Here is a 21,163-nt window from a genome sequence, read left to right as displayed (position 1 = left end):
CAGGAGTGACGGCGGGGCGGCAGACTCGCGAAATATTCTCCCGTCCCCCTTCACTGTGTCATGTGCCTTGTCTAACAAGGGCCTGAGCAATCGATTGCAGAAGGGTCAGCGCACATGTCCACCATTATCGACGTCACCGGCCGGCAGATTTTCGACAGCCGCGGCAACCCGACCGTTGAAGTCGACGTGGTTCTGGACGACGGCAGCTTCGGTCGCGCTGCGGTCCCCTCGGGCGCCTCGACCGGCGCGCACGAGGCCGTCGAGCTGCGTGACGGTGGCAAGCCCTTCCTCGGCAAGGGCGTGACCAAGGCGGTCGACTTCGTCAACACCGAGATCTTCGCGGAGATCCAGGGCCTCGACGCGCTCGACCAGATCGGGGTCGACCGCGCGCTGATCGAGCTCGATGGCACGCCGAACAAGTCGCGCCTCGGCGCCAACGCCATCCTCGGCGTCTCGCTGGCAGTCGCCAAAGCCGCCGCCGATTCGAGCTCGCTGCCGCTCTACAAATATGTCGGCGGGCCGAACGCCCACGTGCTGCCGGTCCCGATGATGAACATCATCAACGGCGGTGCGCATGCCGACAATCCGATCGACATGCAGGAATTCATGATCATGCCGGTTGGTGCGGAGAGCATCGCGCATGCCGTGCAGATCGGCGCCGAGATCTTCCACACCCTGAAGAAGGGCCTCGCGGCCGACGGCCACAACACCAATGTGGGCGACGAGGGCGGCTTCGCACCGAACCTCAAGTCCGCCGAGGCGGCGCTCGAGTATATCGTGAAGTCGATCGAGAAGGCCGGCTACACGGCCGGCAAGGACGTCTATCTCGGCCTCGACTGCGCCTCGACCGAGTATTTCAAGGGCGGCAAGTACGAGATGGAGGGCGAGGGCAAGTCGCTCACCTCCGAGCAGAACGCCCAGTTCCTCGCCGATCTCGTCTCCAAGTTCCCGATCATCTCGATCGAGGACGGCATGGCCGAGGACGACTGGGATGGCTGGAAGGCGCTCACCGATCTCGTCGGCAAGAAGGTGCAGCTCGTTGGCGACGACCTGTTCGTTACCAACACCGAGCGCCTCCGGTCCGGCATCAAGATGGGCGTCGCCAACTCGATCCTGGTGAAGGTCAATCAGATCGGCTCGCTGTCGGAGACGCTCGACGCCGTCGATACCGCTCACCGTGCCGGCTATACCTCCGTCATGTCGCATCGTTCGGGCGAAACCGAGGACTCGACGATTGCCGACCTCGCGGTCGCCTGCAACTGCGGTCAGATCAAGACGGGCTCGTTGAGCCGCTCCGACCGGCTGGCCAAGTACAACCAGCTGATCCGCATCGAGGAGCAGCTCGGTTCGACGGCCAAGTATGCCGGCCGCAGCGTCCTGAAGGGCTGAGGCTCACTCGGCGATGCGGGCCCCGTTTACGAACGAGACGGCCCGCCCGAGCAAGTTTTGCGGCTGGAGCAGGTGCCCCGGCCGCGCCCCTGGCCGTGCTGGCAGGCGGCAAACCCTGACGGTTGCGGGCAGGGGAATCAGCTAGCCTTCGCGTCATGAGCAACCACCTTCGCCTGTCCGGACTATCGGCTGCGGCCCAGGCCGACGCGCTCCGCGAGATCATCAGGAGTTCGGATCTGCTGTCTGACGTGCTGGTGCGGGCACGGGCGCTCAACCTGCCGGACTGCTGGCTGGTTTCCGGCGCGATCTACAACACGGTGTGGAACCACCTCACCGGCCGGTCCCCACTGACGGGCATCAACGACATCGACCTGTTCTATTTCGATGCGACGGACCTCAGCTATGAGGCCGAGGACCGGACCATGAAGAATGCCGAGGCGGTCTTTGCGGATCTGCCTCTGCCCGCGCAGTTGCGCAACCAGGCGCGGGTGCACCTGTGGTACCCCGAGCGCTTCGGCGGTTCCTATCCGCCGCTCCGCTCATCGTGCGAGGCTGTGGATCGTTTCGCGACGGTGGCCCATTCGGTGGCGGCGCGGCTTGGCGGGGCGGGGGATATCGAGCTCTACGCACCGTTCGGGCTCGATGATGTGTTCAGCTTCCGCCTCGCCCCGAACCGGACCCTGGACAATCGCGTGACCCACACGAAGAAGGGTGAACGGGCCCGTTCGGTTTGGCCGGAGATCGTCTTCGAGCCCTGGTGACGGATGGCGGCCTCTCCGCACCCTTGATATCCCCGCTGCGCAACGACCCGTTAAGCTGCGGTGAACTATGTTGGAGGGCACGAAACCGGGTTTCCGAACACCATGCCGACTCGCCTCAAACGTCCTCCTTTCTGGCGCCATGTCTTGGTCGCACTGGGGCTCGTGGCTTTTCAGGGATATCTGGGCTACAGCGTTGTGACGGGGCAGTTCGGCATCGAGAGCCAGGATGCGCTCGAGGGCGAGATCGGCGAACTGGAAGCCAAGTCGGCTGCCTTGCAGGCAGAGATCGATTCCTACCGGCACCGGATCGACCTGTTCCAGACCACGCGTCTCGACCCCGACCTCGTGTCGGAGCGGGCACGGGCGCTGTTGTCGATGGCCGAGGCGGGCGATATCGTCGTCATGGTCGATCCGGCGACAGGTAAACCGCAGTCCGGTTCATCTTCGTTGTCAACTCAGAATGAGTTAACGTCGATTATCGACGAGAGTTCAGACTGATAGACCTGTTTCTTTATGTAACAGGCGGATTCGCTTCCGACACAATCTTGCGATAAGCTCTTGCGGTTCGCGGCCTGTCGCCGCGTGACGACGATGCGGCATACCCATCTTCCGGAGCTTCGCCCATGGCGCGTAAAGCGGTGGCCACCAAGACGGCCCAGTCCAACGTCCCCGAATTCACCAAGGAACAGGAACTTTCCGCTTACCGCGAGATGCTGCTTATCCGCCGCTTCGAAGAGAAGGCCGGGCAGATGTACGGCATGGGCCTCATCGGCGGCTTCTGCCATCTCTATATCGGCCAGGAAGCCGTGGTGACTGGCGTGACCATGGCGTCCAGGAAGGGCGAAGACGCCCAGATCACCGGCTACCGTGATCATGGCCACATGCTGGTGATGGGCCTCGACCCCAAGGGCGTCATGGCCGAGCTGACCGGCCGGCAGGGCGGGCTGTCGAAGGGCAAGGGCGGCTCGATGCACATGTTCAGCAACGAACACCGCTTCTACGGTGGCAACGGCATCGTTGGCGCCCAGGTTTCGCTCGGCACGGGCCTGGCGTTCGCCAGCAAGTATCGCGGCGACAACACCGTATCGATCTCCTATTTCGGTGATGGCGCGGCCAACCAGGGCCAGGTCTACGAGAGCTTCAACATGGCCAAGCTCTGGAACCTGCCTGCGGTCTACATCGTCGAGAACAACCGCTACGGCATGGGCACCTCCGTGGAGCGCGCTTCCGGCCAGCCGGACTTCTCGAAGCGCGGCATCTCCTTTGGCATCGAGGGCGAGCAGGTCGACGGCATGGATGTCCGCATGACCTACGACGCCGCCAAGCGCGCCATTGAGCACGCCCGCTCCGGCAAGGGGCCGTACATCCTCGAAATGCTGACCTACCGCTATCGCGGCCACTCCATGTCCGACCCGGCAAAGTACCGGTCGAAGGACGAGGTTTCGACCATGCGCGCCGAGCACGATCCGATCGAGCAGGTGAAGCAGCGCATCATCGAGAAGCGCTACGGCACCGAGGAGAGCCTCAAGGACATCGAGACCGAGATCCGCGCCATCGTCACCGAGGCTGCCGATTTCGCCACGACCGATCCTGAGCCCCCCGCGTCGGAACTTTGGACCGACGTCTACGCTCCCGCCTGATCGGCACTGCCACTTTTCCCATTCGATCTCCCGCTGGAGACCTAGATGCCCACGATTTTGATGCCCGCACTCTCGCCGACGATGGAGGAGGGGAAACTCTCCAAATGGCTCGTCAAGGAAGGCGACACGGTAAAGCCCGGTGACGTATTGGCCGAGATCGAGACCGACAAGGCGACGATGGAAGTCGAGAGCGTCGATAGCGGCGTGGTCCAGAAGATCATCGTGCCGGAAGGCACCGAAGGCGTGAAGGTGAATGCTCCCATCGCCATGGTGCTTGGCGAGGGCGAAGTCCCCGGTGATGCCGAGCCCAGCAGTGCCCAGCTGAAGCCGGTCGACATCGCGCCGGTGAAAGTCGATGCGCCGAACACCATTCCGGCTGCGCCCGCGGGCGTCCCGCCTGTCGCCATTCTCGAGGTAGCATCCGATCCCGATCTTCCGGCTGGCGTCGAGATGGTCGAGATGACCGTCCGCCAGGCTCTCAACGAGGCCATGGCCGAGGAGATGCGCCGCGACAAGGACATCTTCGTAATGGGCGAGGAAGTCGCCGAGTACCAGGGCGCGTACAAGGTGACCCAGGGCCTGTTGCAGGAGTTCGGCTCGCAGCGCGTGATCGACACGCCGATCACCGAGCACGGCTTCGCCGGCCTCGGCGTCGGCGCTGCCTTTGCGGGGCTGCGCCCCATCATCGAGTTCATGACGTGGAACTTCGCCATGCAGGCGATCGACCAGATCATCAACTCGGCCGCCAAGCAGCTCTACATGTCCGGCGGCCAGGTGACAGCGCCCATAGTGTTCCGCGGCCCGAACGGTGCTGCGGCGCGTGTCGGCGCCCAGCACAGCCAGGACTATTCGGCCTGGTACAGCCACGTTCCCGGTCTCCACGTCGTCGCGCCGTTCAGCGCCGCCGACGCCAAAGGGCTGCTCAAGGCCGCCATCCGGTCCAATACGCCGGTGGTCTTCCTCGAGAACGAAATCCTCTACGGCTCGACCGGCCTCGTGCCGAAGGTCGATGACTACGTGCTGCCGATCGGCAAGGCGCGCATCGCCCGTCAGGGCAAGGATGTGACGATCGTCTCGTTCTCGATGGGCATGCGCTACGCTACCCAGGCCACGGAGAAGCTGGTCGCTGCCGGTGTCGATGTCGAATTGATCGATCTCCGCACCCTGCGTCCAATGGACACCAAGACCGTAGTCGAGTCAGTCAAGAAGACCGGCCGTCTCGTCACGGTCGAGGAAGGCTGGCCGCAGGGCGGCATCGGTGCCGAGCTGGCCGCGGTGGTGGTGGCCGAGGCGTTCGACTATCTCGACGCTCCGCCGACCCGCGTCACCGGCAAGGACGTTCCCATGCCGTACGCCGCCAACCTCGAGAAGCTGGCACTCCCCAATGTCGACGAGGTCATCGCGGCGGTGAACGCCGTGACCTATCGGAGCTGACCGGATGGTCGCGCAGACCGAACTCGATCGGAAGTTCCTCGATGCAGCCTACGAGGAGGCCCAGCTTGGCCTCTCCGAAGGCGGCATCCCGATCGGCTCGGTGCTCGTGCGCGATGGCGAGATCATCGGGCGCGGCCACAACCGGCGCGTGCAGAAGGGTGATCCGATCCTGCATGGCGAGATGGATGCGATCCAGAATGCCGGCCGGCAGCGCACCTACAAGGATGTGACCTGCTACACCACGCTCAGCCCCTGCATGATGTGCACCGGCACGATCATCCAGTTCGGCATCTCCCGCGTGGTCGTGGCAGAATCGAAGAATTTCAAAGGCTTCCAGGATGTTCTGTCATTGGCCGGCGTTGACGTGGTGGACTACCACGACGCACGCTGCGAGCACATGATGGCGGATTTCATCGAGAAGCATCCGCAACTCTGGAACGAAGATATCGGCGAGTAAGGCACCATGAGCATCAACATCACCATGCCCGCGCTCTCTCCCACCATGGAAGAGGGCAAGCTCGCCAAGTGGCACGTCAAGGAAGGCGATACCGTCTCCTCGGGCGATGTCATTGCCGAGATCGAGACCGACAAGGCGACGATGGAAGTCGAAGCAGTGGACGAGGGCAAGATCGGCAAGATCGTGGTGCCCGAGGGCACCGAGGGCGTGAAGGTGAACGCCGTGATCGCCGTGATCCTGCAGGACGGCGAGACTGCCGCGGACGTGAAGGAGGCAGCTCCGGCTCCCGCGGCCAAGGCGCCTGAGCCTGCGAAGGCGGAGGCTCCGGCTCCAGTTGCAGCGCCGGCACCTGCCGCTTCTCCGGCTCCAGCGCCCGCCAAGCCAGCAGCAGCTGCTGCAAGCAATGGTGCCCGCGTCTTCGCATCGCCGCTTGCCAAGCGTCTCGCCAAGGAGGCCGGCATCGAGCTCGGCGCCATCTCCGGCTCTGGTCCGCACGGTCGTGTGGTGAAGTCCGACGTTGAAGCTGCCCGCTCCGGCAAGGCGCCGCTAAAGGCCGCCCCGGCACCCGCCGCAACTGCCGCATCGGGCGGCGCGACTCTCGCCGGCGGCATGACCAAGGCGCAGGTGCTCGCCCTGTATCCCGAGGGCAGCTACGAGCTCGTCCCGAACGACGGCATGCGCAAGGTCGTCGCCGCGCGCCTCACCGAGGCCAAGCAGACCATTCCGCACTTCTACCTGTCGCTCGACTGCAAGATCGATGCGCTGCTGGAAGCCCGCGAGCAGATCAACGCCGCCGCTCCGGTGAAGGACGGCAAACCGGCCTACAAGCTCTCGGTCAACGACTTCGTCATGAAGGCCTGGGCAGCGGCACTGATGAAGGTGCCGACGGCCAACGCCACCTGGGCTGGCGACTCGATCCTCTACCACAAGCACGCGGACGTGGCGGTTGCCGTGGCCGTGCCGGGAGGCCTCTTCACCCCGGTGGTCAAGGCCTGCGATACCAAGTCGCTGCGCCAGATCTCCGAGGAGGTGAAGGACCTCGCCGGCCGCGCCCGTTCGAAGAAGCTGATGCCGCAGGAATACCAGGGCGGCACCTCGTCGGTGTCGAACCTCGGCATGTACGGTATCAAGAACTTCCAGGCCGTCATCAACCCGCCGCACGGAACCATCCTCGCGGTCGGTGTCGGCGAGGAGCGCGTCTATGCCGAGAAGGGCCAGATCAAGACGGCGACCTTCATGACGGTCACGCTCAGCTGCGACCACCGCGCCGTCGACGGTGCGCTCGGCGCTGAAGTGCTGTCCGCCTTCAAGGCCCTGATCGAAAACCCGGTGATGATGCTGGCATAAGGGCAGGGGTCCTTGATGAAGACTATCCTCGCCTTTGGCGACAGCCTCACCTTCGGCGCCAATCCAGTCCCGGGTGGGCCGCGTCACCCCTATGAGGATCGCTGGCCGACCGCGCTAGAGCGTGCGCTCGATGGTAAGGCGCGGGTGATTGCCGAGGGTCTCGGTGGCCGTACCACCGTGCATGACGACGGCTGGGCTGGCGCTGATCGGAACGGAGCGCGGCTGCTGCCCACACTGCTCGAGTCGCATTCGCCGCTCGATCTTGTCGTCATCATGCTCGGCACCAACGACCTGAAGCCGTTCCATGGCCGCACGGCGCAGGAAGCGGCCAACGGCATGCGCCGGCTGGTGCAGATCACCCGGGGGCACTACCAGAAGCCCGGCGACGTGGCTGCGAAGATCATCCTCGTGGCGCCGCCGCACATCCGCGACACCGATCACCCCGAGATGCTGCTGCACTTCGGCGACGAGGCGATCGGCCAGTCCAAGCTGTTCGCTCAGTGGTACAAGCTGCGCGCCGACGAATACGGCACCGGCTTCTTCGATGCCGCCACCGTCGCCGAAGCGCATCCGGCCGATGGCGTACATCTGGATGCTGCTAACACCCGGGCCATCGGCGAGGGTCTCGCACCGCTGGTAAAGCAGGTACTGGGCCTGTGACCGCCCCGATCGCCATTCGCGCGGCGACCAAGGCAGATGCGGGTGAAATCGCGCTGCTGGTCAACATCGCAACGCATGGCGGCATCGGCATGAGCTGGGCGCACGACGAGCGCGCCAAGGGCACCTACAACCCGGTTGAAGTTGGCCGGCTGGACATGCTCGACGAGGAGGATGGCCTGAACTGGCGCAACTCCAGCATCGCCGAGAGCGACGGCGAGGTGGTTGGGCTCTTGCTCGGCTATCCCGAACCCGACGTGATGCCGCCGATGCCGGACGACCTCCCGGATTTTCTCGTTCCGATCGTTGAACTCGAATGGCTGTCTGCGGGGCATTGGTTCATTTCGATGCTGGCGGTACACGCACCGTGGCGCGGGCATGGCGTCGGCGGGCTGTTGCTCGAGCTGGCCGAGACGAAGCGTGCCGAAGCCGGCTGCAACGGCCTGGCACTGATCACCGAGGACGTGAACGTGCGGGCACGAGAGCTCTACGAGCGCGAAGGTTTCAAGGTTTCCGCGTCGCGCCCGATGCGCAAGTACCCCAACGGTACGGCCCCGGGCAGCGACTGGCTATTGATGATGAAGGACCAACAACATGGCTGACTCATACGATCTCATCGTCATCGGCGCCGGTCCGGGCGGCTACGTTGCCGCCATCCGCGCTGCGCAGCTGGGCCTGAAGACCGCCATCGTCGAGCGTGAGCACATGGCCGGCATCTGCTCCAACTGGGGCTGCATTCCGACCAAGGCGCTGCTGCGCTCGGCCGAGATCTACGGCCATATGGGCCACGCCAAGGACTACGGCCTGAGCGCCGAGAAGTTCGGCTTCGATATCGCCGCCATCGTAGATCGCTCGCGCAAGATCGCCGGCCAGATGAACAACGGCGTCCAGTTCCTCATGAAGAAGAACAAGGTCGACATCATCTGGGGCGAGGCGCAGCTGACGGCGCCGGGCGAGATCGTGGTCAAGAAGATGACCAAGAAGCCGGTCGAGCCGCAGTGGCCGCAGCCCAAGACCGTGCTGCCCGAGGGTACCTACAAGGCCAAGAACATCATCATCGCCACCGGCGCCCGGCCGCGCGTGCTGCCCGGCATCGAGCCCGATGGCGAAAAGATCTGGACGTATTTCGAGGCGATGAAGCCGGCGAAGTTCCCGAAGTCTTTGGTGATCATGGGCTCCGGCGCCATCGGTATGGAGTTCGCTTCGTTCTACCGGTCGCTCGGTGCCGAAGTGACCGTGGTCGAACTGCTGCCAACCATTCTCCCAGTCGAGGACGCCGAGATCGCGGCGCATGTGAAAAAGCGCTTCGAGAAGCGCGGCATCAAGATCATCACCGACGCGAAGGTGTCGAAGGTCGACAAGACCAAGGACGGGATCACCGCGCACATCGAGCCCAAGACCGGTGACAAGCTCACCATCTCGGCCGATGCGCTGATCTCCGCCGTGGGTGTGCAGTGCAACACTGAGAATCTCGGCCTCGAGAAGCTCGGCGTGAAGATCGATCGCGGCGCCATCGTCATCGACAACTACGGCCGCACCAATGTTCCGGGCGTCTGGGCGATTGGCGACGTCGCTGGTCCGCCGATGCTGGCCCACAAGGCCGAGCATGAAGCGGTGATCACGGTCGAGACCATTGCCGGCCTCAAGGGCGTGCACGGCCTCAACAAGCTGCAGGTTCCGGGCTGCACCTATTGCGAGCCGCAGGTGGCGAGTGTCGGGCTGACTGAGGCCAAGGCCAAGGAGGCCGGGCGCGAGATCAAGGTTGGCCGCTTCCCGTTTGTCGGCAATGGCAAGGCCATTGCGCTTGGCGAGCCTGAGGGCCTGGTGAAGACCATCTTCGACGCCAAGACCGGCGAGCTGCTCGGCGCCCACATGGTGGGTGCGGAAGTCACTGAGCTGATCCAGGGCTTCGTTGTGGCCATGGGCCTCGAGACCACCGAGGAAGAGTTGATGCACACCATCTTCCCGCACCCGACGCTTTCTGAGACCATGAAAGAGTCGGTCCTCGACGCTTATGGCCGCGCGCTGAACCTCTGAGGAGGCCGTCATGGTGCCGCCCGCCGACATTCCGGGATTGCCCAACGACATCACGCCGTTAATCGTGTTTCTTGCCATCGGCCTCCTGGCCGGCTGGCTGGCGAGCCTCGTGCTCGGTGGCGGTGGCCTGCTACGGAACCTGATCGTCGGTGTGATCGGATCGTTCGTTGGTGGCTACGTGCTGACCTTGCCGGTATTCGCCTGCCGATCGACAATGTCTGGGTCAGCAGCATCGCTACGGCGACCATTGGCGCGCTGCTGGTCATCGCCGTGGCAAGGGTGGTGGCCAAGTAGCTTCCGAGGGTTGAACCGGCGATATCGCAACGCGATATCCCTAGCGGGTCAACCTGGGGTCACAACAATGGGTCTGCCGGAAAAGCAGTTTGGGGGAGAAGTTCAAATGGGTCGTATGGATACTCGCTCACTGGTCATCTTTCTCGTCATCGGACTCGTGGCCGGCTTCCTCGCCAGTCTCGTGGTCGGCGGCGGCGGGCTGATCACCTACCTCGTGAGCGGCGTCATCGGTTCGTTCGTGGGCGGCTACCTGTTCACCGCCCTCAATATCAACCTCGGCATCAAGAGCCCGATCGTCACGCAGATCATTACCTCGACGGTTGGTGCTATCATCGTTGTCATCATTGCCAGGCTCATTGCCGGCTAGGAACGCCTCTTGGTCACCCTGATCGACAGTTTAGACACCCGCCCGCGGCACCCGGAAAAGGCCAATCGGCCTGAGAACGAGATGCTGCGAAAGCCGGACTGGATCCGGGTCAAGGCGCCGGGGTCTCCCATTTACAAGGAGACCCAGCAGATCGTGCGCGAGAACGGCCTCGTCACCGTCTGCGAGGAAGCCGGCTGTCCGAACATCGGCGAGTGCTGGTCGAAGAAGCACGCGACCATGATGATCATGGGCGAGATCTGCACCCGTGCCTGCGCGTTCTGCAACGTGCGAACCGGGTTGCCGACCGCGCTCGATCCCAATGAGCCCGAGAACGTCGCTATCGCCGTCGAGAAACTCGGCCTCGCGCACGTGGTGATCACCTCGGTGGACCGCGATGACCTGCCGGATGGCGGCGCCGAGCACTTCGCCCAGGTCATCCGCGCCATCCGTGTCCGCACGCCCAAGACCACTATCGAGATTCTGACGCCGGACTTCCTGCGCAAGGACGGGGCGCTCGAGATCGTCGTGGCTGCCAAGCCCGATGTTTTCAACCACAACCTCGAGACGGTGCCCTCGAAGTACCTAAAGGTCCGTCCGGGCGCCCGCTACTTCCATTCCATTCGCCTGCTGCAGCGCGTGAAGGAACTCGATCCGACCATGTTCACCAAGTCCGGCATCATGGTCGGGCTCGGTGAGGAGCGGAACGAAGTCCTTCAGCTGATGGACGACCTCCGTTCGGCCGACGTCGATTTCCTGACCATCGGCCAGTACCTTGCGCCGACCAAGAAGCACCATCCAGTGCAGCGGTTTGTGACCCCCGAGGAGTTCAAGTCGTTTGCGACCGTGGCGATGACCAAGGGGTTCCTGCTGGTGTCATCGAGCCCGCTGACTCGCTCGTCGCACCACGCGGGTGAAGACTTCGAACAGCTCCGCGCCAACCGTATGGCCAAACTCGCCCATGGCTGATCTCTTTCTCGAGCGGCACTCGCCGCATCTGCCGCAGCGCATGTTCGATCTGGTCTCCGACCTCGAGGCCTATCCGCGCTTCATCCCCAACTGCAAGGGGATGGAGGTTCGCGAGGACGCCGCTGGTGGTGCTGTCCTGGCCAAGATGACCATTCAGTTTGGCCCGATCACCCAAGCCTATACCAGCCGCGTGGTCGCCGACCCCGAGACGATGACCATCACCGCAAAGGCGGTCGACGGCCCTTTCGCTTATCTCGACAGCAAGTGGAGCTTTGAAGCGGAAGGCGAGGGGACCCGCATCCGCTTCCACATCGACTTCAAGATCGCCAATCCGCTGATCGCCGCGGTCGCCGAGCCGGCCTTTGCGGCCAAGCAGACCGAGATCATCGATGCCTTCGAGGACGAAGCGGACCGCCGCTTCGGCTAGGCTTTCGCGGCTTTCAGCACGAGCTTGAGCGCCTGCACGACCGTCGCGTGCCGGACTTCGTCGCGGTTGCCGGAAAAGATCTTCCGGAAGTGCGTGGTGCCGTCCTCGGTCGCGACGGCGAAATGCACCAGCCCGACAGGTTTGTCGGCGGTACCGCCGGTCGGACCGGCGATTCCGGTCACAGCAACGGCGATATGCGTTCCGGCCGCCGTCAGGGCGCCATCGGCCATGGCCATGGCCACTTCCTCAGAGACTGCCCCATATTGCCTCAGCAGGCCGAACGGCACGCCGATCATCGCGATCTTGGCTTCGTTGGCATAGGTCACGTAGCCGCCATAGACGACGTCGGAGGAGCCGGAGACTGAGGTCAGGGCGCCGGCAATGAGGCCGCCGGTGCAGCTTTCCGCGGTCGCGATGGTGAGGCCGGCAGCCTTCAGGGCCTCGATCGTTTCGACGGCGAGGGCGGCGATGTCTTCGGGCAGTGTCATCTCAATCCTCCCTGGGCAGCTCGATCGAAGCCGAGGCCATGGCGACGATGCCTTCGCCGCGGCCGGTGAAACCCAGTTGCTCGCTGGTTGTTGCCTTGATGGCGATGCGCCCCGTACCAATGCCGCAGGTCTTGCCGATGACGGTCTTCATGGCTTCGACATGCGGTCCGATCCGCGGGGCTTCGCAGACGATGGTCACGTCCAGGTTCACGATGCGGCCGCCACGCTCAATCACAAGACCGGCGGCGTGGGCGAGGAAGATGGTCGAGGCGGCGCCTTTCCACTGCGGATCCGAGGGCGGGAAGTGCTTGCCGATGTCGCCTTCACCCATGGCGCCGTAGATCGCGTCAGTCAGGGCGTGGAGGGCGACGTCGGCATCGGAGTGGCCCTTGAGCTTTGCAGTGTGCGGGATTTCCACGCCTCCCAGCGAGACCGCGTCGCCGGTGTCGAACTGGTGGACGTCAAAGCCAGTGCCGACGCGGGTTTCCATGGCTTTCTCCCCACCGAGGAGGCGTTCCGCACGTGCGAAATCCTCTGGATGCGTAATCTTGATATTGCGGGTGCTGCCCGGCGTCAGCGCCACGGTCAGGCCCGCCCACTCTGCGATGGCCGCGTCGTCCGTGAACTCGCGCGGCATTCGGCCAGCGCGCAGGTGCGCGCCGAGAATCTGCGGGAAGCGAAATCCCTGCGGCGTCTGGGCGGCGAAAAGGGTGTTGCGATCTTCCGTTGCGGTGACGGTTCGTCCGTCGGTTGAGCGCTTGATCGTGTCAATCACGGGTACGACTGGCAGCGCGCCATCGTGCTCGCGGAGGGCTGCGATCACCCCGTCGATGATGTCGTCGTCAACCAGCGGACGGGCGGCGTCCTGAATCAGGACGTAGTCGGGGCGCCGGGGGCTCAGCGCCGTCAACCCGGCCAGCACTGATGCCTGCCGCTGCGCACCGCCGGAGACGGGAGACAGAAGGCGTGGGTCGGCTAGACCAAGTGCTGCAAAGAGTTCGGCATGGTCGGGATGAATCACCGGGACGACCCAGGACACGTCCTTGCGGGTGAGGAAGGCCGCGATGGTTCGGCTGATGACAGGTCTGCCGGCGAGTTCCCGGTATTGCTTCGGGCTCGTGCCTCCGTTAGCAAAGGCGCGTTCGCCGCGGCCCGCGGCGACCACGACTACGGCGATGGTCTTCTCGGCTGTCATAGGTGGTACATGGAGCCCCTTACTGGCGCCGCCAGTCCTAGCGGCGGCTCACCTACCCAGCAAGCACGGATGTTGGACACTGAGCCGCAGGCCACGATACGTGGTTGCACGCGCGCGTTTTTTGACTATTCTGCGGGCATTTCCTGGAAATGAGCAAATCTGGGGCAGCGATTGTCTGAGTTTGCCTGCGCATTGAGCATTGCTGGTCACGAACTGCCCAACCGTGCCTTCCTCGCTCCCATGGCGGGTATTACGGACGAACCGATGCGGCGGCTGGCCGAGCGGTTCGGGGCAGGCCTGGTCGTCTCCGAGATGATCGCCAGCAACGCTTTGGCGACCGGCATGGACGACATGGTCCGCAAGCTGGGGAAGACCTCGGGCTCGCTGCCGCACGTCGTGCAACTGGCCGGCTGCGAGGCCGAATGGATGAAGCGCGGGGCGGAGATTGCCCACGCCGCCGGCGCCGACATCATCGACATCAACATGGGCTGCCCCTCCAAGCGCGTCACCAACGGCTATGCCGGTTCGGCGCTGATGCGGGTGCCCGACGAGGCCCTGAAGCTGATCGATGCGGTGGTGGCGGCAACACCACTGCCGGTCACGGTGAAGATGCGGTTGGGCTGGGACGAGGACAATATGAATGCGCCCGACCTGGCCCGGCGGGCGGTCGATGCGGGGGCGCAGATGATCACGGTGCACGGCCGCACGCGCCAGCAGTTCTACAAAGGCGAGGCTCGCTGGCATCTGGTGCGCCCGGTCGTCGAGGCGGTCGCGGTCCCGGTGGTGGTCAACGGCGACATCGTCGACTTCGTCGCTGCCCGCGAGGCCCTGAAGCAATCCGGTGCCGCCGCCGTGATGATCGGGCGCGGTGCGCAGGGGCAGCCGTGGAAAGTCGGACAGATCGGGGTTGAGCTCGACGGCGGGGAAGCGGCCGCATCGCCGAGCGACGGCGAACTGGTTGACATCGTCTCCGAGCACTACGAGGCCATGCTGCTCGCCTACGGCACCCATATCGGTGTCCGCGCGGCACGCAAGCATCTCGACTGGTATCTCGAGGCCGCCGGGATCGAGCTGGAGAAGCCTGTGCGCAAGAGCCTGCTCAATGCCGAGGACCCACAGGAGGTCCAGGCGATGATACCTGACATATACGCGAGCGACCGGAGGCTCGCAGCATGACCAAAGTCCCACCGCCAGCGCTCAGTACGGCTGTGCTGCAGGCGCTGCCACAGCCCGTGATCGTGTGCAGCGAGGACCGGAGCATCATCTTCGTCAACTACGCCGCGGAAGCCTTCTTCGGCGCTTCACTGAGCGTTCTAACGCGGCAGCGGCTCGACGACCTCATTGCCTTCGGTTCGCCCATCATCGGCCTGATGCAAGCCGTCGCCGACCGTCGGGGCCCGATGACCGAGTACCGCGTGCGCGTCGGCTCGTCGCGCTTCTCGGAAGCCGATGACGATCGCATCGTCGATGTGTTTGCCTCGCCCCTGTCCGAAGGCGACGGCCGCATCGCGCTCCTCTTCCAGGAGCGGACGATGGCTGACAAGATCGATCGACAACTCGTGAGCAGAGGCGCTGCGCGCTCCGTTACCGGGCTCGCCGCCATGCTGGCGCACGAGATCAAGAACCCGCTGTCGGGCATCCGCGGCGCCGCCCAACTGCTCGAACAGAGCGTAACGCCGGATGAACTGCCGCTGGCTCGCCTCGTGCGCGACGAGGTGGACCGGATCGTCAACCTCATCGACCGCGTCGAGGTGTTCGGCGACGACCGGCCGATCGAACGTGAGCCGATCAACATCCACGTGATCCTCGACAGGGTGAAGCTGCTCGCGCGGAACGGCGTGGCGAGGGGCATCAGCTTTCATGAGGAGTACGACCCTTCGCTCCCACCCGTTGCCGGCAACCGGGACCAACTCATTCAGGTGTTCCTCAACCTTGTGAAGAACGCCGCAGAAGCCCTTGAGCGCACACCGAAGCCCGAGATCCGGTTCTCGACGGCATTTCGGCCGGGTATCCGCATTTCAGTGCAGGGCGTGTCGGAGCGCATCTCGCTGCCGATCGAGATCGTGATCGAGGACAATGGTCCCGGGGTGCCTGCCGACCTGGTGCCGATCCTGTTCGATCCGTTCGTCACGACCAAGTCGAACGGGTCGGGTCTGGGGCTGGCGCTCGTCGCCAAGATCATCGGCGATCATGGTGGCGTGGTCGACATGGACAGCCGTCCTGGCCGCACCCGCTTCCGCATTCTTCTGCCCGTCGCCGCCAAGGCGACCATCACTGAGACTGAGACCGAAGAGGTTCTGGCCAGATGAGCCACACTGTGCTGCTCGCCGACGACGATGCCGCGATCCGCATGGTGCTGAACCAGGCGCTGACGCGAGCGGGTTACGAAGTCCGTCCCACCGGCAACATGTCCACGATGTGGAACTGGGTGAGCCGCGGGGAAGGGGATCTCCTGATCACCGACGTTTCGATGCCGGACGGCAACGCGTTCGACATCATGCCCAAGATCAAGAAGCTCAGGCCCGACCTGCCGATGGTCGTGATGAGCGCCCAGAACACGTTCATGACGGCGATACGGGCCAACGAGGTCGGCGCCTACGAGTACCTGCCGAAGCCGTTCGACATTGCCGAAGTTCTGTCGGTGGTGGCGCGGGCCTTGGCGGACGCCAAGAAGTCATCCGCGTCCGAGAAGAAGGCCGATGAGCCGGGCGAGAACATGCCCCTCGTGGGCCGCTCCCCGGCCATGCAGGACATCTACCGGGCACTGGCGCGCCTGATGCAGACCGACCTTACGGTGATGATCACCGGCGAGAGCGGCACCGGCAAGGAACTGGTAGCGCGCGCGCTCCATAATTTCGGCAAGCGCCGCAACGGGCCGTTCGTCGCCATCAACATGGCTGCCATCCCGCGCGACCTGATCGAGGCAGAACTGTTCGGCCATGAGAAGGGCGCGTTCACCGGCGCTACCTCGCGCTCGTCCGGCCGGTTCGAGCAGGCCGAGGGCGGCACGCTGTTCCTCGACGAGATCGGCGACATGCCGATGGACGCCCAGACCCGCCTGCTGCGCGTGTTGCAGGAGGGTGAGTACACGATGGTCGGCGGTCGGACCCCGATCAAGTCCAACGTGCGCATCGTGGCGGCGACGCACCGCGACCTCAGCCAGATGATCCGGCAGGGGCTCTTCCGCGAGGATCTGTACTACCGCCTCAACGTGGTGCCGATCCGGCTGCCGCCCCTGCGCGAGCGCATCGACGATATCAACGACCTGGTGCAGCACTTCCTGCGCTCGGCGCAGCGCGAAGGTGAGCCGGTCAAGACCATCTCGCCCGATGCCATCCGGCTGCTCCAGAACTACTCCTGGCCCGGGAACATCCGCGAGTTGGGGAACCTCGTTCGGCGCCTTTCGGCGCTCTACGCCGACGAGAACATCTCGCTGGAGATCGTGCAGAGCGAGTTGAACCTCGCGGACCGACAGCCTGCGGCTGTTGCCTCCGGGCCGGTCGATGTCTCGACGGCAGTGGAAACCCACGTCGCGCAAGTGCTCAGGGAGTACGAACCGAACCTGCCGCCCGCTGGCCTCTATCAACGGGTCATCGACAAGGTCGAGGCTCCGCTCATCGCGATGGTTCTAAATGCTTGTGGCGGAAACCAGATTCGCGCGGCTGACCTCCTGGGCCTCAACCGAAACACATTGCGCAAGAAGATCCGGGCGCACTCGATCGAGATCGTGAAGCAGTCCCGCCGGCAGGGCTGATCCTTCACAAGGTGGAGGGCAGTCCCCTTAGCTGTTGCAATTCTGCATCATAGGGCCTACGGAGGTTCCAGGGGACACCTCTCGCGGGTGTCACATTTTTGCACCAATTAGACTGAAGGCTGAGCTCTCGGGCTAGGGTTGCCCGCCGAGTTCCCGAAACCGGCCCTTGATGCACGAAGCCACGCTCCCGAGCGATGCAATGCCTGAGCCGACGCTCGCGTCCGCGACAAAGCGGATGCGCCCGGTTCTGTTTGGCGATACGGGCCGCAAAGCGGTGCGCACGATCGGGCTGATCATCGTGCTGCTGTCGGTCTTCGTGACGACCGGCTCGTTCCTGATCCTGACCGGCGCCTCGGATATCGAGCCGACACCGGAAGTCTGGACCATCATCTGGCTGGTCAACGGCCTGCTGGTGCTGTCGGTGGTTGCGCTCGTTCTCACCGAGGCGATGCTGCTGTTCCAGGCAAAGATGCAGGGGCAACCCGGCGCAAATCTGCAGATCCGAATGGTCGGCATGTTCGCCAGCATCGCGGCGGTGCCAGCGCTGCTGGTGGCTGTCGTCGCCATGTTCTCGCTGAACCAGGGGCTCGATCAATGGTTCTCGGAACGCACGCGGACAATGGTGGAAAGCTCGCGGCTTGTGGCGCGCTCCTACCTGCTCGAGCACTCGCAGGTGCTGCGCGACGACATCATATGGGTCGCCAATGAACTGGAGCAGGCGCGCGGGACGTTCGAAACAGATCGGGTGAAGTTCCAGCGCATTCTGACAGCGCTGGCTGTGACACGGTCGCTGCCTTTCACTTCACTGATCTCGGCGGACGGCGACACGCTGATGAAGGCACAGATCAACGCGCCGGGTACGGCCCCACGGGTACCGGCCGGTCTGACCCAGGGCGTCATCGAGGGGCGGCCCACCGAGATCGCGCCGGGGCGCACCAACCTGGTCGGCTCGGTGGTCAAGCTTCGGGGCTACGACGACACGTACCTGTTCGTGGCGCGGCCAGTTGATCCTGAGGTTCTGGAGTTCACACGGCTCACCGACCAGAACATCACGGAATACCGGAACTACGAGAGCAATCGCGTGGTCTTCCAGATCACGTCGGCCATCATGTATGTCGGCCTGGCGCTTGTGCTGCTGCTCGCCGCCGTCTGGATCGGCATTGCGCTCGCCAACCGCTTCGTCGACCCGATCCGAAACCTGATGATTGCCTCCAACCGAGTGTCGGATGGCGATCTCGACGTTCGGGTTCCGGTGCAGGAGGGCAGGGGCGACCTGCGCGACCTCACCAATCGCTTCAACACGATGACGCAGCAGCTGAAGTCGCAGCGTCTTGCGCTTGTCGAGGCCAACGAGACCAACGAGAAGCGCCGCCAGTTCACTGAAGCTGTGGTGGAGGGCGTGTCGGCCGGCATCGTCGGGCTCGATCCGTTCGGTGCCATCACACTGGTGAACCTGCGCGCGGCCGAGATGGTTGGGGCGGACGAAATTGCGCTGGTAGGCAAGCGGATCGACGAGGTGATCCCGGCCTTGGCCCCCGTCATCGAGCGCGCCAAGTCGGCGCGGCGCGGCACCATCCGCGACCAGATCGAGATCGGCTCGGGGCCGGACTACCGCACTTACCAGGTGCAGCTGACTCGCGAAGGCACGATGACGGAGAGCAAGGGCTTCGTCGTGACCCTCGACGACATCACCGACCTTCTCTCGGCGCAGCGCACCGGTGCTTGGGCCGATGTGGCGCGACGCATTGCGCACGAGATCAAGAACCCGCTGACGCCGATCCAGCTTAGCGCCGAACGTCTGCGCCGACGCTATGCCAGCAAGCTCGCCGACGATTTCGACATCTTCGACAAGTGCATCAACACGATCATTCGGCAGGTCGGCGATATCGGGCGTATGGTCGACGAGTTCTCGTCGTTCGCGCGGATGCCCGAGGCCAAGCTTGAGAAGGGGAACCTGACGGATTCGATCCGTCAGGCGGTGTTCCTCGAAAGCGTGCGGCTTCCGGAAGTCGCCATCAACATGGAACTGCCGGAGCAGCCGATCGTCGCTTGGTTCGACAACCGGCTGGTGAGCCAGGTGCTGACGAACCTCATCAAGAACGCTGTGGAGGCCATCGAGGGCGCCGGGCTTGAGGCGATCAAGAACCCGGTGATCACGGTTTCTGCCGCACCGGAAGGCGAGAAGGTGCGCATTTCGGTTACCGACAATGGCAAAGGGTGGCCGAAAGACAACCGGCAGCGGCTGCTCGAACCTTACGTCACGACCCGCGACAAGGGCACGGGACTGGGGCTCGCGATCGTCGCCAAGATCATCGAACAACACGGCGGCAAGGTCGACCTGATCGACGCCGAGCCGGACGAGAACGGGCGTATCGGCGCTTGCTTTACCTTCACCCTGCCGCGGAATCGGCCCGGTGAGGCTGACGAAGGGGGGCCTGCGGCTCCCGAAACCGTGGCGGAACAGCAGACCGCCACCGAGACTGGGAGCGGCGCTACGGCCGGGGCAGGGCCCGATAGCGGACAGCAAGAGGAGCCGCAGTTGCAAGCGGTGGACAATACCTGATGGCGCTCGACATTCTGATCATCGACGACGAGGACGACATCCGCGATCTGATCGCTGGCATCCTCGAGGACGAAGGGTACCAGACCCGTCAGGCGCATGACGCAGACTCGGGGCTCAACGAAATTGCGCGACGGCGCCCGAGCCTTGTTTTCCTCGATATCTGGATGCAAGGCAGCCGGCTCGACGGCCTGCAGCTGCTGGACGAGTTCCAGAGCCAGCACCCCGACATGCCGGTGGTGATGATCTCGGGCCACGGCAACGTCGAGACGGCCGTCAGCGCCATCAAGCGAGGGGCCTACGACTACATCGAGAAGCCGTTCAAGGTGGACCGGTTGCTGCTGATTACCCAGCGAGCGATGGAGTCGGCGCGGCTCAAGAACGAAGTCGCGGACCTGCGGGAGCGCTCCAGCAAGACCGTCGAACTGGTCGGCAACTCTCCGACACTGCAGGGCGTGCGGGCGGTCATCGAGAAATCTGCACCCACCAACTCGCGCATCTTCATTTCCGGCTCGTCGGGGACGGGCAAGGGGCTGTCAGCGCGACTGATCCACCAAAGGAGCGCGCGTGCAGACTCGCCGTTCATCGAAATCAACTGCTCGCTGTACTCGCCCGAGGAAGTCGGGGTCGTGCTGTTCGGGCGGGAGACGCGCGAGAAGTCGGGCATCCTGAGGACCGAAGTCGGGGCGCTCGAGAGGGCACATGGCGGTACGCTGTACCTGTCGGAGGTGGCGACGCTGCCGCCCCCAGTGCAACAGTCGCTCCTGCGGACGCTGGTCGAGAGCAAGTTCAACCGGGTTGGCGGCGCCGTGGCGGTGCCCATCGACGTCCGCGTGATTTCATCCAGCTCGCAGAACGTGGCATCGCTGATCGAGACGGGGCAGCTCCGCTCGGACCTCTTCCACCGGCTGTCCATCGTGCCCATCCAACTGACATCGTTGAAGGAGCGCCGCGAGGACATTCCACCGCTGGTGGAGGTGTTCATCGAGCAGGTTTGCCGGCTGCACAACCTGCGCAGCATGTCGATCGGCGATGATGCCGTGGCGGTTCTGCAGGCGCAGGACTGGCCGGGCAATGCCCGCCAGCTGAGGAACTCGATCGAGCGCCTGCTGATCCTGGTGAAGGATCAGGCGCCGGCGGACGGGGTTATCACCGCGGCGTTGCTGCCTCCGGATATCGGCGAGGTCCTGCCCACCGTTGGCGACGGCGATTCTTCGGCGCACCTGATGAGCCTGCCGCTGCGCGATGCGCGGGAAGTGTTCGAGCGTCAGTACCTCATGGCGCAAATCGAACGGTTCGGCGGGAACATCTCAAAAACCGCCGAGTTCGTAGGGATGGAGCGTAGTGCGCTGCACCGCAAGATCAAGTCCCTCGGACTATAGCGGGGCTT

The 21,163-nt window shown here is 64.2% G+C and carries 20 protein-coding genes; 18 read left to right on the top strand and 2 right to left on the bottom strand.

Going from position 1 to position 21,163, the window contains the following annotated elements; genetic code table 11:
* Window positions 1-114 precede the first annotated feature (114 nt).
* From eno to PRN20_RS13325, 13 genes are all read left to right on the top strand, one after another.
* Window positions 115-1,389: a phosphopyruvate hydratase gene (gene eno / locus PRN20_RS13390; protein ID WP_273957904.1), complete on the top strand. Its 1,275-nt coding sequence runs from the start codon at window positions 115-117 to the stop codon at window positions 1,387-1,389.
* 155 nt (window positions 1,390-1,544) lie between these two features.
* The gene (locus tag PRN20_RS13385) at window positions 1,545-2,150 is read left to right on the top strand and encodes a nucleotidyltransferase family protein (protein WP_273957903.1); all 606 of its coding nucleotides are present in this window, start codon (window positions 1,545-1,547) and stop codon (window positions 2,148-2,150) included.
* A 102-nt stretch (window positions 2,151-2,252) separates the two neighbouring features.
* On the top strand, window positions 2,253-2,648 hold the full coding sequence (locus PRN20_RS13380) for an FtsB family cell division protein (protein ID WP_273957902.1): 396 nt from the start codon (window positions 2,253-2,255) through the stop codon (window positions 2,646-2,648).
* 74 nt (window positions 2,649-2,722) lie between these two features.
* The gene (gene pdhA / locus PRN20_RS13375; RefSeq protein WP_443112570.1) at window positions 2,723-3,790 is read left to right on the top strand and encodes a pyruvate dehydrogenase (acetyl-transferring) E1 component subunit alpha; all 1,068 of its coding nucleotides are present in this window, start codon (window positions 2,723-2,725) and stop codon (window positions 3,788-3,790) included.
* 45 nt (window positions 3,791-3,835) lie between these two features.
* Window positions 3,836-5,224, top strand: a complete 1,389-nt coding sequence (locus tag PRN20_RS13370) for a pyruvate dehydrogenase complex E1 component subunit beta (RefSeq protein WP_273957899.1) — start codon at window positions 3,836-3,838, stop codon at window positions 5,222-5,224.
* 4 nt (window positions 5,225-5,228) lie between these two features.
* Complete coding sequence (locus PRN20_RS13365; RefSeq protein WP_273957898.1) at window positions 5,229-5,681, top strand: nucleoside deaminase; 453 nt, start codon at window positions 5,229-5,231, stop codon at window positions 5,679-5,681.
* A 6-nt stretch (window positions 5,682-5,687) separates the two neighbouring features.
* Window positions 5,688-7,028 (top strand): pyruvate dehydrogenase complex dihydrolipoamide acetyltransferase, encoded by a 1,341-nt coding sequence (locus PRN20_RS13360; RefSeq protein ID WP_273957897.1) that lies wholly within the window; start codon window positions 5,688-5,690, stop codon window positions 7,026-7,028.
* Window positions 7,029-7,043: 15 nt separating this feature from the next.
* Window positions 7,044-7,688: an SGNH/GDSL hydrolase family protein gene (locus PRN20_RS13355; protein WP_273957896.1), complete on the top strand. Its 645-nt coding sequence runs from the start codon at window positions 7,044-7,046 to the stop codon at window positions 7,686-7,688.
* A complete protein-coding gene (locus PRN20_RS13350; RefSeq protein WP_273957895.1) occupies window positions 7,685-8,287 on the top strand; it encodes a GNAT family N-acetyltransferase in 603 nt (200 codons plus the stop codon). The genes PRN20_RS13355 and PRN20_RS13350 overlap by 4 nt, the downstream gene beginning before the upstream one ends.
* Window positions 8,280-9,722 (top strand): dihydrolipoyl dehydrogenase, encoded by a 1,443-nt coding sequence (lpdA, locus tag PRN20_RS13345; RefSeq protein ID WP_273957894.1) that lies wholly within the window; start codon window positions 8,280-8,282, stop codon window positions 9,720-9,722. Before PRN20_RS13350 ends, lpdA begins: the two co-directional genes overlap by 8 nt.
* Window positions 9,723-10,131: 409 nt before the next feature.
* Window positions 10,132-10,383 carry a GlsB/YeaQ/YmgE family stress response membrane protein gene (locus PRN20_RS13335; RefSeq protein ID WP_273958093.1) on the top strand — a complete coding sequence of 84 codons (252 nt, stop codon included), beginning with the start codon at window positions 10,132-10,134 and terminating at the stop codon, window positions 10,381-10,383.
* Window positions 10,384-10,392: 9 nt separating this feature from the next.
* Window positions 10,393-11,349, top strand: a complete 957-nt coding sequence (lipA, locus tag PRN20_RS13330; protein WP_273957893.1) for a lipoyl synthase — start codon at window positions 10,393-10,395, stop codon at window positions 11,347-11,349.
* A complete protein-coding gene (locus PRN20_RS13325) occupies window positions 11,342-11,776 on the top strand; it encodes a type II toxin-antitoxin system RatA family toxin (RefSeq protein ID WP_273957892.1) in 435 nt (144 codons plus the stop codon). Before lipA ends, PRN20_RS13325 begins: the two co-directional genes overlap by 8 nt.
* Here the strand turns inward: PRN20_RS13325 and PRN20_RS13320 are convergent.
* A complete protein-coding gene (locus PRN20_RS13320; RefSeq protein WP_273957891.1) occupies window positions 11,773-12,264 on the bottom strand; it encodes a CinA family protein in 492 nt (163 codons plus the stop codon). The genes PRN20_RS13325 and PRN20_RS13320 overlap by 4 nt on opposite strands.
* Window position 12,265: 1 nt before the next feature.
* Window positions 12,266-13,459, bottom strand: a complete 1,194-nt coding sequence (locus PRN20_RS13315; protein WP_273957890.1) for a bifunctional 2-C-methyl-D-erythritol 4-phosphate cytidylyltransferase/2-C-methyl-D-erythritol 2,4-cyclodiphosphate synthase — start codon at window positions 13,457-13,459, stop codon at window positions 12,266-12,268.
* 171 nt (window positions 13,460-13,630) lie between these two features.
* Here PRN20_RS13315 and dusB point away from each other — a divergent pair, with 171 nt between their 5' ends.
* From dusB to ntrX, 5 genes are all read left to right on the top strand, one after another.
* Window positions 13,631-14,635 (top strand): tRNA dihydrouridine synthase DusB, encoded by a 1,005-nt coding sequence (dusB, locus tag PRN20_RS13310; RefSeq protein WP_273957889.1) that lies wholly within the window; start codon window positions 13,631-13,633, stop codon window positions 14,633-14,635.
* Complete coding sequence (locus PRN20_RS13305) at window positions 14,632-15,768, top strand: two-component system sensor histidine kinase NtrB (protein ID WP_273957888.1); 1,137 nt, start codon at window positions 14,632-14,634, stop codon at window positions 15,766-15,768. The genes dusB and PRN20_RS13305 overlap by 4 nt, the downstream gene beginning before the upstream one ends.
* Window positions 15,765-17,213 carry a nitrogen regulation protein NR(I) gene (ntrC, locus tag PRN20_RS13300; RefSeq protein ID WP_273957887.1) on the top strand — a complete coding sequence of 483 codons (1,449 nt, stop codon included), beginning with the start codon at window positions 15,765-15,767 and terminating at the stop codon, window positions 17,211-17,213. Before PRN20_RS13305 ends, ntrC begins: the two co-directional genes overlap by 4 nt.
* Window positions 17,214-17,448: 235 nt before the next feature.
* Entirely contained in the window at window positions 17,449-19,776 is a 2,328-nt protein-coding gene (locus tag PRN20_RS13295; protein WP_273957886.1) for a sensor histidine kinase NtrY-like, read from the top strand.
* The gene (ntrX, locus tag PRN20_RS13290; RefSeq protein ID WP_273957885.1) at window positions 19,776-21,155 is read left to right on the top strand and encodes a nitrogen assimilation response regulator NtrX; all 1,380 of its coding nucleotides are present in this window, start codon (window positions 19,776-19,778) and stop codon (window positions 21,153-21,155) included. The genes PRN20_RS13295 and ntrX overlap by 1 nt, the downstream gene beginning before the upstream one ends.
* The last annotated feature ends 8 nt before the right edge of the window (window positions 21,156-21,163 follow it).

This window comes from Devosia sp. ZB163 (assembly GCF_028613635.1).
Taxonomy (GTDB): domain Bacteria; phylum Pseudomonadota; class Alphaproteobacteria; order Rhizobiales; family Devosiaceae; genus Devosia_A.
The sequence above is the reverse complement of the archived record's forward strand: the minus strand, read 5'-3'. Positions and strand labels throughout refer to the sequence as shown.

Excerpts from the sequence above, each read along its gene's own strand:
- eno (WP_273957904.1), top strand. The coding sequence starts at position 115 with ATGTCCACCATTATCGACGTCACCGGCCGGCAGATTTTCGACAGCCGC.
- PRN20_RS13385 (WP_273957903.1), top strand. The coding sequence starts at position 1,545 with ATGAGCAACCACCTTCGCCTGTCCGGACTATCGGCTGCGGCCCAGGCC.
- PRN20_RS13380 (WP_273957902.1), top strand. The coding sequence starts at position 2,253 with ATGCCGACTCGCCTCAAACGTCCTCCTTTCTGGCGCCATGTCTTGGTC.
- PRN20_RS13370 (WP_273957899.1), top strand. The coding sequence starts at position 3,836 with ATGCCCACGATTTTGATGCCCGCACTCTCGCCGACGATGGAGGAGGGG.
- PRN20_RS13365 (WP_273957898.1), top strand. The coding sequence starts at position 5,229 with ATGGTCGCGCAGACCGAACTCGATCGGAAGTTCCTCGATGCAGCCTAC.
- PRN20_RS13360 (WP_273957897.1), top strand. The coding sequence starts at position 5,688 with ATGAGCATCAACATCACCATGCCCGCGCTCTCTCCCACCATGGAAGAG.
- PRN20_RS13355 (WP_273957896.1), top strand. The coding sequence starts at position 7,044 with ATGAAGACTATCCTCGCCTTTGGCGACAGCCTCACCTTCGGCGCCAAT.
- lpdA (WP_273957894.1), top strand. The coding sequence starts at position 8,280 with ATGGCTGACTCATACGATCTCATCGTCATCGGCGCCGGTCCGGGCGGC.
- PRN20_RS13335 (WP_273958093.1), top strand. The coding sequence starts at position 10,132 with ATGGATACTCGCTCACTGGTCATCTTTCTCGTCATCGGACTCGTGGCC.
- PRN20_RS13325 (WP_273957892.1), top strand. The coding sequence starts at position 11,342 with ATGGCTGATCTCTTTCTCGAGCGGCACTCGCCGCATCTGCCGCAGCGC.
- PRN20_RS13320 (WP_273957891.1), bottom strand. The coding sequence starts at position 12,264 with ATGACACTGCCCGAAGACATCGCCGCCCTCGCCGTCGAAACGATCGAG.
- PRN20_RS13315 (WP_273957890.1), bottom strand. The coding sequence starts at position 13,459 with ATGACAGCCGAGAAGACCATCGCCGTAGTCGTGGTCGCCGCGGGCCGC.
- PRN20_RS13305 (WP_273957888.1), top strand. The coding sequence starts at position 14,632 with ATGACCAAAGTCCCACCGCCAGCGCTCAGTACGGCTGTGCTGCAGGCG.
- ntrC (WP_273957887.1), top strand. The coding sequence starts at position 15,765 with ATGAGCCACACTGTGCTGCTCGCCGACGACGATGCCGCGATCCGCATG.
- PRN20_RS13295 (WP_273957886.1), top strand. The coding sequence starts at position 17,449 with ATGCGCCCGGTTCTGTTTGGCGATACGGGCCGCAAAGCGGTGCGCACG.
- ntrX (WP_273957885.1), top strand. The coding sequence starts at position 19,776 with ATGGCGCTCGACATTCTGATCATCGACGACGAGGACGACATCCGCGAT.